The organism is Bacillus paramycoides (genome assembly GCF_001884235.1).
Classification (GTDB): domain Bacteria; phylum Bacillota; class Bacilli; order Bacillales; family Bacillaceae_G; genus Bacillus_A; species Bacillus_A paramycoides.
In genome coordinates this window covers 206,135-220,580 of sequence record NZ_MAOI01000079.1, presented here as the reverse complement: position 1 = coordinate 220,580, position 14,446 = coordinate 206,135, and the positions used below count along the sequence as shown (strand labels likewise).

Annotated in this window: 19 protein-coding genes and 1 pseudogene; 10 read left to right on the top strand and 10 right to left on the bottom strand. The window is 33.2% G+C overall.

The genetic code is table 11. The features are described from left to right. Nucleotides 1-12: 12 nt before the first annotated feature. A complete protein-coding gene (locus tag BAU28_RS17205) occupies nucleotides 13-1,218 on the top strand; it encodes an MDR family MFS transporter (protein ID WP_071719283.1) in 1,206 nt (401 codons plus the stop codon). Between the two features lie 15 nt (nucleotides 1,219-1,233). On the opposite strand, the gene BAU28_RS17200 is transcribed toward BAU28_RS17205, so the two are convergent. The 8 genes and pseudogenes from BAU28_RS17200 to BAU28_RS17165 form a co-directional block, all read right to left on the bottom strand. Continuing rightward, on the bottom strand, nucleotides 1,234-1,938 hold the full coding sequence (locus BAU28_RS17200; protein ID WP_048371114.1) for a YjgB family protein: 705 nt from the start codon (nucleotides 1,936-1,938) through the stop codon (nucleotides 1,234-1,236). Between the two features lie 24 nt (nucleotides 1,939-1,962). Further along, a complete protein-coding gene (locus BAU28_RS17195) occupies nucleotides 1,963-2,808 on the bottom strand; it encodes a DUF5700 domain-containing putative Zn-dependent protease (RefSeq protein WP_083594780.1) in 846 nt (281 codons plus the stop codon). Nucleotides 2,809-2,967: 159 nt separating this feature from the next. Next, nucleotides 2,968-3,363 (bottom strand): hypothetical protein, encoded by a 396-nt coding sequence (locus BAU28_RS17190; protein ID WP_002172361.1) that lies wholly within the window; start codon nucleotides 3,361-3,363, stop codon nucleotides 2,968-2,970. 78 nt (nucleotides 3,364-3,441) lie between these two features. Continuing rightward, nucleotides 3,442-3,684 carry a GlsB/YeaQ/YmgE family stress response membrane protein gene (locus BAU28_RS17185; protein ID WP_002172362.1) on the bottom strand — a complete coding sequence of 81 codons (243 nt, stop codon included), beginning with the start codon at nucleotides 3,682-3,684 and terminating at the stop codon, nucleotides 3,442-3,444. A gap of 123 nt (nucleotides 3,685-3,807) precedes the next feature. Continuing rightward, a pseudogene (locus BAU28_RS17180) lies at nucleotides 3,808-4,724 on the bottom strand (nucleoside hydrolase). Nucleotides 4,725-4,775: 51 nt separating this feature from the next. After that, nucleotides 4,776-4,964 (bottom strand): DUF3970 family protein, encoded by a 189-nt coding sequence (locus BAU28_RS17175; protein ID WP_002013371.1) that lies wholly within the window; start codon nucleotides 4,962-4,964, stop codon nucleotides 4,776-4,778. Between the two features lie 69 nt (nucleotides 4,965-5,033). After that, nucleotides 5,034-5,819 (bottom strand): class I SAM-dependent methyltransferase, encoded by a 786-nt coding sequence (locus BAU28_RS17170; RefSeq protein ID WP_048371119.1) that lies wholly within the window; start codon nucleotides 5,817-5,819, stop codon nucleotides 5,034-5,036. A gap of 218 nt (nucleotides 5,820-6,037) precedes the next feature. Further along, on the bottom strand, nucleotides 6,038-6,406 hold the full coding sequence (locus tag BAU28_RS17165) for a hypothetical protein (RefSeq protein ID WP_071719565.1): 369 nt from the start codon (nucleotides 6,404-6,406) through the stop codon (nucleotides 6,038-6,040). A gap of 491 nt (nucleotides 6,407-6,897) precedes the next feature. Here BAU28_RS17165 and BAU28_RS17155 point away from each other — a divergent pair, with 491 nt between their 5' ends. The 9 genes from BAU28_RS17155 to coaW all read left to right on the top strand — a co-directional run bounded on the left by BAU28_RS17155 (nucleotide 6,898) and on the right by coaW (nucleotide 13,314). Continuing rightward, complete coding sequence (locus BAU28_RS17155) at nucleotides 6,898-7,050, top strand: YqbF domain-containing protein (RefSeq protein ID WP_071719564.1); 153 nt, start codon at nucleotides 6,898-6,900, stop codon at nucleotides 7,048-7,050. Between the two features lie 170 nt (nucleotides 7,051-7,220). Beyond that, entirely contained in the window at nucleotides 7,221-7,655 is a 435-nt protein-coding gene (gene exsC / locus BAU28_RS17150) for an exosporium protein ExsC (RefSeq protein ID WP_071719281.1), read from the top strand. Nucleotides 7,656-7,961: 306 nt separating this feature from the next. Then, nucleotides 7,962-9,164 carry an MFS transporter gene (locus BAU28_RS17145; protein WP_071719280.1) on the top strand — a complete coding sequence of 401 codons (1,203 nt, stop codon included), beginning with the start codon at nucleotides 7,962-7,964 and terminating at the stop codon, nucleotides 9,162-9,164. Nucleotides 9,165-9,327: 163 nt separating this feature from the next. Then, nucleotides 9,328-9,621 carry a hypothetical protein gene (locus tag BAU28_RS17140; RefSeq protein ID WP_071719279.1) on the top strand — a complete coding sequence of 98 codons (294 nt, stop codon included), beginning with the start codon at nucleotides 9,328-9,330 and terminating at the stop codon, nucleotides 9,619-9,621. A gap of 223 nt (nucleotides 9,622-9,844) precedes the next feature. Next, nucleotides 9,845-10,213 (top strand): hypothetical protein, encoded by a 369-nt coding sequence (locus tag BAU28_RS17135; protein ID WP_071719278.1) that lies wholly within the window; start codon nucleotides 9,845-9,847, stop codon nucleotides 10,211-10,213. Between the two features lie 161 nt (nucleotides 10,214-10,374). After that, on the top strand, nucleotides 10,375-10,572 hold the full coding sequence (locus tag BAU28_RS30970) for a hypothetical protein (protein ID WP_071719277.1): 198 nt from the start codon (nucleotides 10,375-10,377) through the stop codon (nucleotides 10,570-10,572). A 237-nt stretch (nucleotides 10,573-10,809) separates the two neighbouring features. Then, a complete protein-coding gene (locus tag BAU28_RS17125; RefSeq protein WP_071719276.1) occupies nucleotides 10,810-12,009 on the top strand; it encodes an LL-diaminopimelate aminotransferase in 1,200 nt (399 codons plus the stop codon). A 57-nt stretch (nucleotides 12,010-12,066) separates the two neighbouring features. Continuing rightward, nucleotides 12,067-12,465: a 3-hydroxyacyl-ACP dehydratase FabZ family protein gene (locus BAU28_RS17120; RefSeq protein WP_071719275.1), complete on the top strand. Its 399-nt coding sequence runs from the start codon at nucleotides 12,067-12,069 to the stop codon at nucleotides 12,463-12,465. 27 nt (nucleotides 12,466-12,492) lie between these two features. Beyond that, nucleotides 12,493-13,314, top strand: a complete 822-nt coding sequence (gene coaW / locus BAU28_RS17115) for a type II pantothenate kinase (protein WP_071719274.1) — start codon at nucleotides 12,493-12,495, stop codon at nucleotides 13,312-13,314. A 29-nt stretch (nucleotides 13,315-13,343) separates the two neighbouring features. Here the strand turns inward: coaW and BAU28_RS17110 are convergent, their stop codons facing one another. Both BAU28_RS17110 and BAU28_RS17105 read right to left on the bottom strand, forming a co-directional pair. Next, complete coding sequence (locus BAU28_RS17110; protein ID WP_071719273.1) at nucleotides 13,344-13,835, bottom strand: 2'-5' RNA ligase family protein; 492 nt, start codon at nucleotides 13,833-13,835, stop codon at nucleotides 13,344-13,346. Between the two features lie 120 nt (nucleotides 13,836-13,955). Beyond that, entirely contained in the window at nucleotides 13,956-14,435 is a 480-nt protein-coding gene (locus tag BAU28_RS17105; RefSeq protein ID WP_071719272.1) for a CcdC family protein, read from the bottom strand. Nucleotides 14,436-14,446: the final 11 nt, after the last annotated feature.

Here is a 14,446-nt window from a genome sequence, read left to right as displayed (position 1 = left end):
GAGGAAATAGAAATGCATCAACTTATAAAACGTTATAATAAGCCCATTCTCATTCGATTGTTAGGTGAATTATTAATTCGGACGACTGAATCAATGTTGGCTATCATTTTTATTGTTCATGTTAATAAAGCTTTAAATGGTAATGTCATAGTTACGATGCTTCTTTTCGGATTACAGCCACTCGCTGACATTGTGTTTACATTAATCGCTGGAGGTGTAACAGATAAATTCGGACGAAAGAAAATCATGTTACTTGGATTACTTTTACAAGCTTTCGCCGTAAACGGATTCGTTTTTGCTGAATCAGTCGCCTTTTTCGCCTTATTGTACGTCTTAAATGGTATTGGCCGCTCTTTGTATATTCCGGCACAGCGCGCTCAAATCGCTGACTTAACAAAGGAAAAACAACAGGCAGAAATATTTGCTGTTTTGCAAACGATGGGAGCAATCGGCTCTGTAATTGGCCCATTAATCGGCGCTTTTTTCTATAATAGTCATCCTGAGTACTTATTTATTGCACAAGGAGTGACTCTTACTCTGTATGCCGTGCTCGTATGGACACAGCTTCCTGAAACAGCTCCCCTCATAAAAAGCGTTAATAAAACTAAAGACGTGTATTCACCAAAACATTTTATTTCGAAACATTACGCTGTGTTTGGACTTATGGTTTCTACGCTACCTATTAGTTTTTTCTACGCTCAAACAGAATCAAATTATCGTATATTCGCCGAAAGTGTATTTCCAAATTTTCTATTCGTACTCGTATTTATCTCAACCTGTAAAGCTGTCATGGAAGTGCTTCTCCAAATTTTCCTTGTGAAATGGTCTGAAAAATTTACTATGCCTAAAATCATTGTTATTTCTTATACTTGCTTTACTATCGCTGCGATTGGCTACGGTTATTCCACAACAATATGGTCATTATTCTTTACATTACTCTTTTTAGTAATTGGAGAAAGTATCGCTTTAAATCATTTACTACGATTCGTTGCACAAATGGCTCCAAGTCATAGACGTGGATTGTACTTTTCTATATACGGTATACATTGGGATATTTCAAGAACTTGTGGCCCTCTAATAGGAGCATTGTTATTAAGTAACTTAAACGGCAGTACACTATTTTATATTTGCGCCTTCCTATTAATAATCGGTGGCATCATTCAAGCATTTTTTGTTCAATCGTTAGAAAGGAACAAAGTAAAAGAGCTGTCCCTATAGGAACGGCTCTTTCATTTAACCTGCCATTTTATTAATACTATCTTCCGGTGAAAATACAGAAATATGATCTACTTTACCAGTCGATTTCGGAATAACAAATTTCAACTCGAACTGATTATTTACTTTATAGACGTATATTTTGTCATTACCGTTTACTTTAACAGATGCTGGTTTTCCTAAAGCCTTTTCAATTTCTTGTAACGTAATCGATTTGAGTTCTGAATGATAAGAGCGAACGTCAAAGACTTGTGATCCTTTATTAAATCCAAACACAACATTTTTATTTGTAAAAGTCGCATACATCCCGTTCCCTGCCGATTCAGTCTTATCTGCTTTCCCCCATGCCTTCTCTATTTCTTCTATATCACCTGTATGCGCTGCATATGGAACATTAGGAACTTTACCTTCTTTCGCTTGTTCAAATAAATCATTAATATGATTTATTAATTTTTGATTAAGTGCTGTATTTTTCGAATTAGAATCTGTTGACGGTTTTGCTGAATCTTGGCCTTTTGGTTTTTCCACAGGTTCTTTCTCTTTTTTCGAAGCGGTGTCCTCATTCTTTTTACTCGTTTCCGGCGTATCGTTCTTTTCTTCCGTACTATTTTCCGATGTTGGATTTGTTTGTTTCTTTTCCTCTGTACTCTTACAAGCCGTTAATGCCATTACACACGTTAAAATCAGGAAAAATATAAGTACTTTCATATATACTTTCATCATTTTCAGCCTCCCACTTCAACATATTCACTTTTGTAACCATTCCATTACACTCTCATTCAAATTATTTTTGCTCCAAAAAGTAAGTGCTTCGCTTTCCCCGAGAGTATGCACAATATACTCCATATACGATGTTCCTAAAAAATAACCGAGGCGATTGTATCCAAAATGGTTCCCTCCTGATAGACGGAACCATTCTTTCTCTTTTTCATCTGTCCATCCTTTAACATAATCTTGTAAAAAACGTTTCTTAATGTGCTTTTCGTTTTCTTTATAACATTGTAACGATGGATCACCATCACTACTATATGAATAGTAAACGGACTCACGTAAACCTTTAACTATTTGTTGTGATAAATAGGTCGCGACCCCTTCACGATATAAACTTACCGCCGGATCAGTCCATTCAGCCTTTGTCCAATCCATCCTATTCTCTTGTAACACCACATTATGATATATATGTCCGATCTCATGAGCAACGATAACACGGAGATGCTCCCTTTCAGAAGATAATTTCTCTGCCGCAAAAAATATATCTCCAATAATTTCCCTTTCCACAAATGCATTGGAACCAAATCCACCAACAAATAAATGAAATGTTACATTTACTTCAAAGCCAAATTGAGCACGATAGCGCTCAATTACTTCTTGAATAATAGATGGTAAAGTTTCCGAAATGATAAGAATGTCTTCTAGTTTTACTGGATACTTGTCAATCGCATTAGAAAGACGTTCTTCCGTTTTCGGACAGTGAAACTTAAAATACTCTTCGAATGCTTCTGGGTGTTTATCATAATAATTGTTTAAGTCGTTCAATCCTATATGATTGTTGTCAAAAAGCTGAAAAAAACTTGGAATTGTATTATTAATCATTTTATTCATCTCCTTGTATGCATACACCTTCTCTCCTTACTTGTTACAATCCTCCTTCTATAGCTTTAATGAGTAGCCAAAAAGGATTCTGTAAATACAAAAAACCAACAGGAAGTGTATAATCATTCCCTGCTGGTTTTATATTATAAATATGTATTTTTACACTTCGATAGATTTACCGTCTTCAACAATATGGTAAAGTAAGTGCGCTAAGTGATGAATTGGACCATACTCTTCCTCTTCTTCATTTGTTTCACCTTGGAATTCAAGATCATTTAAGTATAATGCTAAAAATTGATAGAACAATTTCAAATCAAATCCGTAGCAAGCACTTGGTTCTTCATGATCTCCTTCATATTGTAACATTAAGTATTGGTCGTTTCCTTCTGCATCTTCTGCATCAAAGAATACGAAGAAACCAACGTTTGTATCTAAATCAAATAGATGACGAGTACCTTTTTCTGTTGCTTTATCGAAGTCCTCTTCACTTAATTTATGTACTGTTGTTGCCTTTGCATTATCCTCTTGATGAAAATTTACTGTAAATGTTTTCAATGCTGACACCTCCTGATTGTATAACAGTAGCATAACATATAAAAAGGACTGCTTACAAATGTAAACAGCCCCCTGAACTCATTTCCGCATTGCACGGAATATAAAGCTTACGATAAAAATTAAAATAATCGCACCTATTAAGGCCGGAACAATCGCATACCCGCCTATAACAGGTCCAAATTTACCAAGTAATAACGTACCAAGCCAAGAACCGACAATACCCGCAATAATATTTCCAATAACACCGCCCGGTACATCTTTTCCTGTAATTAAACTTGCAAACCATCCTAAAATACCACCGACAATTAAAGACCAAATCATATAATAACCTCCTTTATTTTTGACCAATAAAATTATAATCAGAAACAATTGCTTACCATTAGTTATGTTACATTTTTCGTAAGTTATTCGTGAGTTAAAAATCATACATGTATGCTCAACTTACTAAGGACAATCTGGCTTCAATATTGTTCTCATAAATTCGTCTTGAAATGCTTGATAATTAAAATCAACCGCAACACTTTGACCTCTTGTTACATCATTTAGCGTACTAATCCAAACTGATGATTTTTTTCATTCAAAAATATCATCAGTTATAAATGAAATGAACGGAAGTAAATCGTGAATCGGACTCCCTCTAATACCTGGATATTCTTTTTTGTAAAAGTTCTCGTAATAAAAATCAATCACTGGTTTAATACGTTTCGCCTGCCCTGTACATTCTTTATTAATAATATCAATCATTTCAGGGGTAATAAGAGCTCGTTGCGTTACATTTAAAGGGTATATAGTAGCATTCTTTGTATTTTTCATAACGATATTCGCCGCAATGGGACCTCCATTAAATTTAGCTTCCGATACTGCTGTAACATTACCCGGAAATAGAAAAGCACCGCCCATTATAGAATAAGAACATACTCGATTCATTAAATTGAGGTACAATAAAAATAATGTTGCAAGTGTTGTTAATCGTCCCGTCGCCACAATAATAATATCTTCTGGACAAGGCTCAATTAATTTAATCAATTCACAAAAAATTTCTCTGTCACAAATTCACATTTTCAGTGGAATAATTGGACCTAAACCGTGATCACCATGAATTTCAGGGAAAAATAAAGGTTCTTCTGCTGTCACATCAGTCTACTAGCACCTTCAATTATCTTCACTTCTGCAGCATAAACATTTTCCATAACAATTTCCCGTGACACATTACCATACTCTGTAACGATACCTATAATGTCTAATTTGCATGTTTTATTCGCATAAATTAACGCTACCGCATCATCAATACCAAAATCTCCGAAAAAAATTATTTCTTTTATTAAATTTCCTTCCCCCTCTCCAGCATAATCTACTATCATTATTATGCGAAAAAGACAAGGGGGTGAAACGGAGATAATTAAAAAAGCCGCCTATTTATTGGCGACTTCAATCTTCTTATAAGATAAATATGCTAGTACACTTTTGCTTGAATCATATTTTGGATTATTCCCTTTTCTCGGTTCTCTCATATGTGTTTTTTCAAATCCAGGAATGTCAGGCATTTTCTCCAAAAATTCAAGCATCTCTTCCTCAGTTCCCTCAATACGTACACGAATCATTGTTACTATTCCTCAATTCTCATTTTCTCTGTACTAAGTATATCGTACTTCGGAAGGACTGCAAGAAATTTATCTTTTTAATGTTGAACTTTTTTTACATACGAACAGTGCCATTTCAGTATAAAACGATTCTATTTTATTATTTTCAAACTGGATTTTAAAGAATTCCTGCATTTCATTTGATGTTTTCATCATACACTCTGTTAGCTTTACGCGCTTTTGCACTGGCACATCCATCATATCGCACCACCAGTCAAAATCGAACTTTTTGTCAAAAGTAAGACATGACTGCATTTGCAAACCATGTTTTTCTAATAAAGTAATCCATTCCGTCTTTTTCAAAGCTCGTTCATGGCTCGGATCTCGCTTCTTTTCGATAAAGTTATAAAATGTATCAAATTCATTATTTTCTGGTGAAACATTATCAATTAATATAAATAATCCATTATCTTCCAATGTTCGGTTTACTTCAAAAATAAATTGCAAAGGGTCAACAAAGTGATGTGCTGCAATTCGACATGTAATTGTATCAAAGGATTCATCTGCAAATGGTAAACTCTCTGCATTTCCTGCTACAAAAGACACATTTTCATGCCCGTTCCCCTCTATAAAACCTTTTGCTTTTTCTAACATTTTTTCTGTTAAATCAAGAGCGACTACCTCTTTAAACATAGGGGCTAGCAAATTTGCAACATGTCCCCCACCAGTAGCAATATCAAGAAGACGCGTATTATGACGAGTTTTAACTTGCTGAACTACATATTGTAAATCCGGTCCATTTGCATGAATTTTACTTTTCACATACTTTTCTGCATTACTACCAAATTGTTGTTTCACAAGCTCTTCTTTACTCATTTTTATCATCTTCTTTCTATTGTTATTTACATATACGATTCATTTAATTAATAAGTTCTCTTTACATATTTTCAAATCCTCTTTTAAACATATTTGTTACATACTCATAACGTAATTCTTGTATACAAATCGTAGTATTAGAGTGATTGATGACTTAGATTTTTAAGAGAAAATAAAAAAGGCTGTGAGAAATTATCCCACAACCTCATAAAACGCCTTTACAAAAGGGCCCATTCACATTCTTCTAAATGATGAATATTCTCTTGCAAATCCACAAAAATTTCAACTTCATTATTAGTTGCCAATCTTGCATACATTCCAAATTGATTCATACCAACCCATATCCATTCTGCTGAACCTTCAAACACTGCTTTCTTTATATGTCCTAACTTAACAAGTTCCAATCTAAGAAATTTATCCTTATTAACTGTTTGTTTATCTAATAAACCATACTCTTTTCCATTTTCTAATAACGAGATAAACTTCCCAGCGATTGGATGTTCTCGAACAATAAAATGATACTCCTTTTCATCTTTAGTCGCTACAATCAAACAGGAAACAGATACATAAAATCCAGAATTTGGCATACACATATTGATCAGCTCCTTTATTGGTTTCATAAACATCATAACAGTTTAATATTTAAATTAAGTTAATGTAATGTAAAAATATAAAAGCTGATTTCCATTAGAAATCAGCTTTTACACACTAGTAGTATTTAAATTTTTGACAAATCTTTTTATAGTGTTTCTTTTTCTTCTTCATTTCCCGACATTAAGTTCCCTATAGCATCTGCGGTAACTTCAACTACAAATTCACAAATCCCTGCTACAACTTCTCCAATTACTTCATCCATCTTACTACCCCCTTGTTTTTTGTAACCTATTTGTAGTATAGAAGATATTGGTTTATTTTAACTATCGGAAAAGGTGACATGAATATTACAAGTTTGTAAGCTATTTCAATGTATTTTTAAATTTATACTTCTACCCTTTGAAACTTTAAGTATTATTAACAACCAGATAGGTCATCATAATATAAAGCAATTAAAAATCCTAACTTAGAGGAGGCGTGTAAAATATACTACGTAAAATTAATTAAAGGTCAATCTTTCTATGCTTTTGATCATCGTTTCTTAGTCTCTCAAGAAGAAAAGGTTTCGGAGAAAATTTTTAATTACTTACGCCGTAATGAATTCTTCGAAGTACGTAAAGAAGAATATTCTGCCTAAAGTATGAAAAGCATCAAGAAATAACTCACATAATTGTGATTCATTTTTGATGCTTTTATATTATCTACCTACATTCAACATTATTTCTCAATTCTCTTAAAATCTTATTATATATATCCAAGCTAATTCTTTGTTACCTTCATATTTTAGTATATGAGGAGGTGACGAAAATGACTCATATTATTGATTACCAAGCAACTCAGCCTATAAATAAAACTGGTGAAACAACTTTTACAATTCCCCATTCTCCAAAAAAAGCAATTCTAGCAAAAATTAAATTAAAAATTTCAAAAAGAGATTCTCGTAATAATCGAGTAGAATTAATTGCTACAGTTGGAGTTGAAGGTATAACGGGTATATCACAAATATTATTTAGAATTTTCCGTGACGACACTGAAATTTTCAACACACAAGTTGGGATTGAATCTACAGATTCTGAGCAATTCTACGCTCAAACATTTCAAGCTATAGATCAAGATGTTAGCCGCGGGACTCACAAATATTCATTAACTGTAGAAAATCTAACAAGTGCTGCAAGAGCAGACGTTGTTGGCCCTTTATCTTTTAGCGGTTTAGCTATTGGACAAGATCATAAGTGTCGCTAAGTGAATGTATTGTTTAATTTTGCATAAAAAAAAAGCGAGACGTAGTATATACGTTCTTGCTTTTTTTATTTTTTCTATGCTTATCTTTACTATCAATTGGTATTTAATCATAAGTTTTTTTACATTGTGAATTGCTTATTTCAGTACTTAATAAAGCAAATTTTTTACAAATCAAAAAGATTGAAATCCACTAATGAAACACGTAATATAGACTCTGACTCTAAAAAACACGTTAAAAAATAACGAATACATAAGGAGGTTTTATATACGATTTTTTAATTATAAAAGACTGCGAGGTTTTTAATTATGTGGCGTAATAAAAATGTTTGGATCGTATTAATTGGGGAGTTCATTGCTGGTCTCGGTTTATGGCTTGGTATTCTTGGTAACCTTGAATTTATGCAAAAATATGTCCCTTCTGATTTCATGAAATCAATTATATTATTTATCGGACTGTTAGCTGGCGTTCTAGTTGGTCCAATGGCTGGCCGAGTAATTGATCAGTATGAAAAAAAGAAAGTTCTTCTTTACGCTGGATTTGGTCGTGTTATTAGTGTTATTTTCATGTTTTTCGCTATTCAATATGAAAGTATCGCCTTTATGATTGCTTTTATGATTGTACTTCAAATTTCAGCAGCATTTTATTTCCCTGCATTACAATCTGTAATCCCACTCATCGTTAGTGAGCATGAGCTATTACAAATGAACGGTGTACATATGAATATCGGTACAATCGCTCGTATTGCAGGTACTTCACTAGGTGGAATTCTTTTAGTTGTAATGAGTTTACAGTATATGTATGCCTTCTCAATGGCAGCATACGCTTTATTATTCCTCTCAACTTTCTTCCTACAATTTGAAGATAAAAAAACAGCTACATTAAGCAAACAATCTGCTAAAGATAATAGTTTTATGGAAGTATTTCGTATTTTAAAAGGAATCCCTATTGCTTTTAAAGCACTTATATTAAGTATTATCCCTCTTTTATTTATAGCTGGATTCAATTTAATGGTTATTAACATTAGCGAAATGCAACATGATCCAACAATTAAAGGATTCATATATACAATTGAAGGTGTAGCGTTTATGTTAGGTGCATTCGTAATTAAACGTTTATCTGATCATTTCAAGCCTGAAAAATTACTATATTTCTTCGCATTTTGTACCGCTTTTGCACATCTGTCCTTGTTCTTTAGCGATATAAAATGGATGGCTCTTGCCTCATTTGGTTTGTTTGGATTTAGTGTTGGCTGCTTCTTCCCTATTATGTCGACAATTTTCCAAACGAAAGTGGAAAAAAGCTATCATGGGCGTCTCTTCTCATTCCGTAATATGTTTGAAAGAGTTATGTTCCAAATTGTCTTACTCGGCACAGGCTTCTTCTTAGATACGATTGGATTACAGTATATGGTTCTAATTTTTGGAGCCATTTCATTGTTAATTATTTTTATTTCCCTATCTAAGCAGAAACAATTTGAAAAACAATCATCACAATCTGCGAAATTATAACATAAACATCTTGGGCATGGATCTAGTATTATACTGATCCATGCCTCTTTGTTTTATATGAACAAAACCTGATTACTATGTTCACTGTAAATATTTAAAGGATTATTCCTTCCTACTTTCGAATACAGTATTGGAAAGATTATCTAAAAAAGGAGTTTTGGAAATGACTGCCTGCGTACAGTTATTAATGATCTTTCTTTTTGTTATAATTATGTTTAGCGTAATTAACTTTTTAGCCATTTCCCTATCTCAACATAGCGTTAAAAGAAGAATTGTTGCCGGTTTCGTATTTTTACTGTTAACTCCCACTGTCTTTCTTACTACTACAGCATTGGCTTCTATATTCAATAAAGTTGGATTTGGCGCAGCTAACCTATCCTTTAGTATTGCAGGTATTTACATTCTAAATGGAATAGCAATTCTTCTTTCCTCCACATTCATTATTAAAAAAGCATAGTGTTGATTTAAAATAGATTAGACATATAATTTACTTAAATAGTTATTTGGCATGGATCTGGCTTTTTACTGGGCCCATGTCTTTTTTTATGCCTTTCCTTTCAAACAAAGACAATATTTTCATGTAAAATTTATTAATTCTTTATAAAAATTTAAACTTTATTCATTACAATATTCCTATTGTATTCGCACGTTTATAAATACTAATAAGAAAGGAGCACAAAATGAAAAAGTATCTACTTATTGTCCCTATACTAGTCGTTTTACTAAGTGGATGTAGTAATAATGATATATTTGGTTCTTGGGAAGTCGTTGATAATAAGAATGGTGAATGCCCTACGTATTATAAATTTGAAACAGTTGTAAAAGAAGAAAAGAAAGAAAAAATTGTTCAAAACTTAGTAGAAATGCATACAACGAATAAAAAAGAGGATTTATATAAAGGATCGTTTGTAAAAAACTCTAACGTGTATCACATTGATTATGGTAACTCGTTTACATCGGATCAATCTATAAAAGTTGTCGATAGTAAATTAAATGTATACTTTATGAATGCTGAGAAAATGTGTACATATAAAAAATTAAATGATTAACTACTAGAATTTAACAACTTCCAAATACTACAAAAGCGCAGAATGTATTTTCTGCGTTATTTCACTTTAGACGACTTCCTCTAGAAATATATTTCTCTTTTAAATTCTTTAATTTGAATGTAAAATTATACAATAAATTAAATCACTGTGAGATGCTTGTTTTGAGAAGCTTAAGTTCTTTAATTATATCAACAATTTGTTCAGTAACCCTTATCATATGGAACGCTCTTTCATTTTATGAAAAATACACTACAGGTAACTCATACTATTGGATTAGCGGTATATTAGGCATCGTATTCGTATTCTTTTTTATTCAAAACTTGCGAGATTTTATTAACAAGAATTACAAAACTTCCTAAATAATATGGAATAAAAAATGTGATAGATTATCGAGTTAGCCTGTCTATCATTTAGACATCCCTTTCAAAAAAATTGAAAGAATAAATGACTTGTGAAGTATGACATGTATTCCAAACATCCCTCCTCTTAATTTGTCAATCGTTTTAATTTTCTTAAAAAAATGATAAAATGTAAACATGTGTTTTCAGAATAGTTAAAAATGCAGAAAGAAAGCACAGTTTTTAGGAGGGGTTTTGATGACTTACACATTAGCAACTAGAATGAAAGCATTCCAATCTTCTATATTTAGTGAATTAGGAGCTTATAAAAAAGAGAAAATTGCAGCAGGTCATAAAATGATCGATTTAAGTATCGGGAATCCTGACATGCCTCCTGCTGATTTCGTAAGAGAAGCCATGGTACATACAGCAAGTGCAAAAGAAAGTTACGGATATACGTTATCAGGTATTCAAGAATTCCACGAAGCTGTAACTGAATATTATAATAATACTCATAATGTTATATTAAATTCTGATCGAGAAGTTTTATTACTAATGGGCTCGCAAGATGGACTTGTACATTTACCTATGGTTTACGCAAACCCTGGAGATATAATTTTAGTTCCAGACCCTGGTTATACTGCCTATGAAACTGGAATTCAAATGGCCGGTGCAACATCTTACTACATGCCGTTAAAAAAAGAAAATGACTTCTTACCTAACTTACAAGATATTCCTGAAGAGATTGCTGAAAAAGCGAAGATGATGATATTAAACTTCCCAGGGAACCCTGTTCCAGCAATGGCTCATGAAGATTTCTTTAAAGAAGTTATCGCGTTTGCAAAAAAACATCAAATTATAGTCGTACATGATTTTGCTTATGCTGAATTTTATTTCGATGGTAAAAAGCCAATAAGCTTCTTATCTGTCCCTGGTGCAAAAGAAGTTGGCGTTGAAATTAATTCTTTATCTAAAAGTTATAGTTTAGCTGGTAGCCGTATTGGCTATATGATTGGCAATGAAGAAATTGTCGGTGCACTTACACAATTTAAATCTAATACAGATTACGGTGTGTTTTTACCAATTCAAAAAGCTGCCTCCGCTGCATTACGACACGGCACTGAGTTTTGTGAGAAAAACCGTGGCATTTACCAAGAACGTAGAGATACTTTAGTTGATGGATTCCGAACTTTCGGTTGGGATGTCGACAAACCAGCTGGCAGTATGTTCGTCTGGGCTGAAATTCCGAAAGGATGGACTTCTCTAGAATTCGCTTATGCTTTAATGGATCGTGCAAATGTCGTTGTCACACCAGGTCATGCATTTGGTCCTCACGGTGAAGGATTTGTGCGTATTGCACTTGTTCAAGATAAAGCCGTCTTACAGCAAGTCGTTGAAAATATTAAAAATAGCGGTATTTTCTCTCTTGAAAAAGTAGATGAATTAGTTAAAAATTAATTACAACTCCCCCTGCTTAACTTTTGCAGGGGTATTATTATTAACTGGAGGTACGGTATGAAAATTAAAGATACTCTTCCCCATCGCTATCCATTTTTAATGATCGATAAAATTACAAGCGTTAAGGAATCTCAATCAGCTACAGGATACAAGCTAATTACACATAACGAGTGGTTTATTAATGAAAATCAAAACTACATGCCTCATATGTTAATTGTAGAAGCACTTGCCCAACTTAGTGCATTTGTAAGCACAAGTGAATCTGATGGATTAGGTTTTCTCTCCTCATTAGATGGAGTTGAGTTCCATGAAAAAGCATATCCTGGTGATAAACTTGACTTACATTATGGGCTAACACGTAACCGACGAGGTTTTATTCTCGGTAAAGGAATTGCATCTGTAAATGGTCAATCAATCGTTACAATTGAAAAGCTATTAATATACCAAGCTGATTAAACAGACTACATAGTTAGGGGTAGGAAAATGGAGAGTACTGTCGGTATCGATGCTGGAGGAACATTAACAAAGATTGCTTACTTTAACGAAATGAACAAATTAGCTTTTGAAAAATTTTATTCTCATGAACAAGATAAAATTATAGATTGGCTCAATAATAATAAATTAATTACGAAATTATGTATTACAGGTGGGAAAGGTGAACAACTACAAAAACTGCTTTCAAATTCATACGAGATAGTAACATTAAATGAATTCGTTGCAACGCTTACAGGTGTGCGCTATATCCTAAACGAAGAAAATCATTCTATTAACAATTTTGTTTTAACAAATATCGGGACAGGTACTTCCATTCACTACGTTGATGACAAAGAATATGTTCGCGCCGGTGGAACTGGAGTTGGCGGCGGTACAATTATGGGCCTTTCAAAGCTATTAACAAATTCAGATCATTTTGAAGACGTAATTCCTCTTACGAAAATAGGTTCAAGAAAAAGTCTAGATATTTCAGTTGGAGATATTTATGGTGGTATTCTCTCTCCTATCGATAATAGCTTAACTGCTAGCAATTTCGGAAAAGCGGCCATTACAGACTCAAATTATAGTAGCTCAGATATACTAGCTACCGTTCAAGGACTTGTCGGTGAAGTTGTCACAGCATTAAGCCTTCAATTCGCCGAAGCGAAAAACATTGACCATATCGTTTACATTGGATCTACCTTATGTAATAACGTACACCTTCAAAACATTATAAGTAGCTATACAGAATATCAAAACAAAATACCAGTCTTTTTACAAGATGATGGTTATAGTGGTGCAATTGGTGCTTTACGCTATGTTACAAATTAAAAAAGCTGGCTTTTGCCAGCTTTCTATTTTTATAGAGACACTTCAAATTCAATAAACGATTCTCCAATTCGTTCCACACTAATTCTATCGATTACACAGTTCAACCTCTCATGAAAAATAGGAATCTCCTTCGCTATTTCAACAGCTAACTCCGCGCTACTTTTTCTTCCGACTGTTACATGTGGTATGTATGGAATATCCGTTCTTAAAAATTGTAGTAAAGAGCCTGTATACAAACTAGCATGCAGTTCTTCTATTTGCTCTTTCCCTCTTTCCACTTCCAAAAACAAAAACTCTCTCTCGCTGCTTATTCGGCTAGCAAACTCAATTTCAATTGGCCGAATTTCTTTGGATAAATTTAAAATATGCGATTTCAGTTCATCATTTGAAATCGCACTTTCAAAGGGAAATACAATTGTTATATGTGGTCGGATTAATCCGAATAAAGGATCATGCTTTTCTCTCATACTCTCTATTTCATCAATGGGCATGTTATTTAAAAAAAGTAAAATTGTCCGCATTTTTATCTCCTTCACTCTCCATCATTTTTTTATATTTATCATATTGCATGGTACCTTGCACTTCAACAAATTATTTCACTTGCATATAAAAAAAACTTCTCAAATGAGAAGCTTTTATTTTTATATAGCATGATTACTATTCCCACGCCAAACTTTTCTAAATTTTATATAACAGGCAATTCTCCACGGAATGATATACGATACTGCAACGACGTAAAATAATAAACCAATCGTTTGTTGATCTAGATCAACAATATATTGTCTTGAACCATATCTCAAAACAACCAGCGCAATAAAAGTAATTAAAAAAGCTGCACTTTTTTTCGTATAAATATTCCCATCATCTCTTCGCTCATAATTTGTTAGAACTATAAGTGGTATAGCGAAAAGAGCACCAATGAATATCGCTATACCCACCTGTAATATAGCTGGATGTACTGGACCAAAAAGCAATAAAATACCCGGTGTTAAAAATAGTAATGGCCACAAAATACGTTTTCCTGTTCCCTTTATCGGTTTATACATAGAGCGGTAACGACGCCAAAAAATTAGCAATGCCACGCATAAAAAGACTGTTATTAGTGAAGAAGTATCTCCCATTTTCTTTACCT

Excerpts from the sequence above, each read along its gene's own strand:
- BAU28_RS17205 (WP_071719283.1), top strand. The coding sequence starts at position 13 with ATGCATCAACTTATAAAACGTTATAATAAGCCCATTCTCATTCGATTG.
- BAU28_RS17200 (WP_048371114.1), bottom strand. The coding sequence starts at position 1,938 with ATGATGAAAGTATATATGAAAGTACTTATATTTTTCCTGATTTTAACG.
- BAU28_RS17195 (WP_083594780.1), bottom strand. The coding sequence starts at position 2,808 with ATGATTAATAATACAATTCCAAGTTTTTTTCAGCTTTTTGACAACAAT.
- BAU28_RS17185 (WP_002172362.1), bottom strand. The coding sequence starts at position 3,684 with ATGATTTGGTCTTTAATTGTCGGTGGTATTTTAGGATGGTTTGCAAGT.
- BAU28_RS17175 (WP_002013371.1), bottom strand. The coding sequence starts at position 4,964 with ATGATTCGTGTACGTATTGAGGGAACTGAGGAAGAGATGCTTGAATTT.
- BAU28_RS17170 (WP_048371119.1), bottom strand. The coding sequence starts at position 5,819 with ATGAGTAAAGAAGAGCTTGTGAAACAACAATTTGGTAGTAATGCAGAA.
- BAU28_RS17165 (WP_071719565.1), bottom strand. The coding sequence starts at position 6,406 with ATGCCAAATTCTGGATTTTATGTATCTGTTTCCTGTTTGATTGTAGCG.
- exsC (WP_071719281.1), top strand. The coding sequence starts at position 7,221 with ATGACTCATATTATTGATTACCAAGCAACTCAGCCTATAAATAAAACT.
- BAU28_RS17145 (WP_071719280.1), top strand. The coding sequence starts at position 7,962 with ATGTGGCGTAATAAAAATGTTTGGATCGTATTAATTGGGGAGTTCATT.
- BAU28_RS17140 (WP_071719279.1), top strand. The coding sequence starts at position 9,328 with ATGACTGCCTGCGTACAGTTATTAATGATCTTTCTTTTTGTTATAATT.
- BAU28_RS17135 (WP_071719278.1), top strand. The coding sequence starts at position 9,845 with ATGAAAAAGTATCTACTTATTGTCCCTATACTAGTCGTTTTACTAAGT.
- BAU28_RS17125 (WP_071719276.1), top strand. The coding sequence starts at position 10,810 with ATGACTTACACATTAGCAACTAGAATGAAAGCATTCCAATCTTCTATA.
- BAU28_RS17120 (WP_071719275.1), top strand. The coding sequence starts at position 12,067 with ATGAAAATTAAAGATACTCTTCCCCATCGCTATCCATTTTTAATGATC.
- coaW (WP_071719274.1), top strand. The coding sequence starts at position 12,493 with ATGGAGAGTACTGTCGGTATCGATGCTGGAGGAACATTAACAAAGATT.
- BAU28_RS17110 (WP_071719273.1), bottom strand. The coding sequence starts at position 13,835 with ATGCGGACAATTTTACTTTTTTTAAATAACATGCCCATTGATGAAATA.
- BAU28_RS17105 (WP_071719272.1), bottom strand. The coding sequence starts at position 14,435 with ATGGGAGATACTTCTTCACTAATAACAGTCTTTTTATGCGTGGCATTG.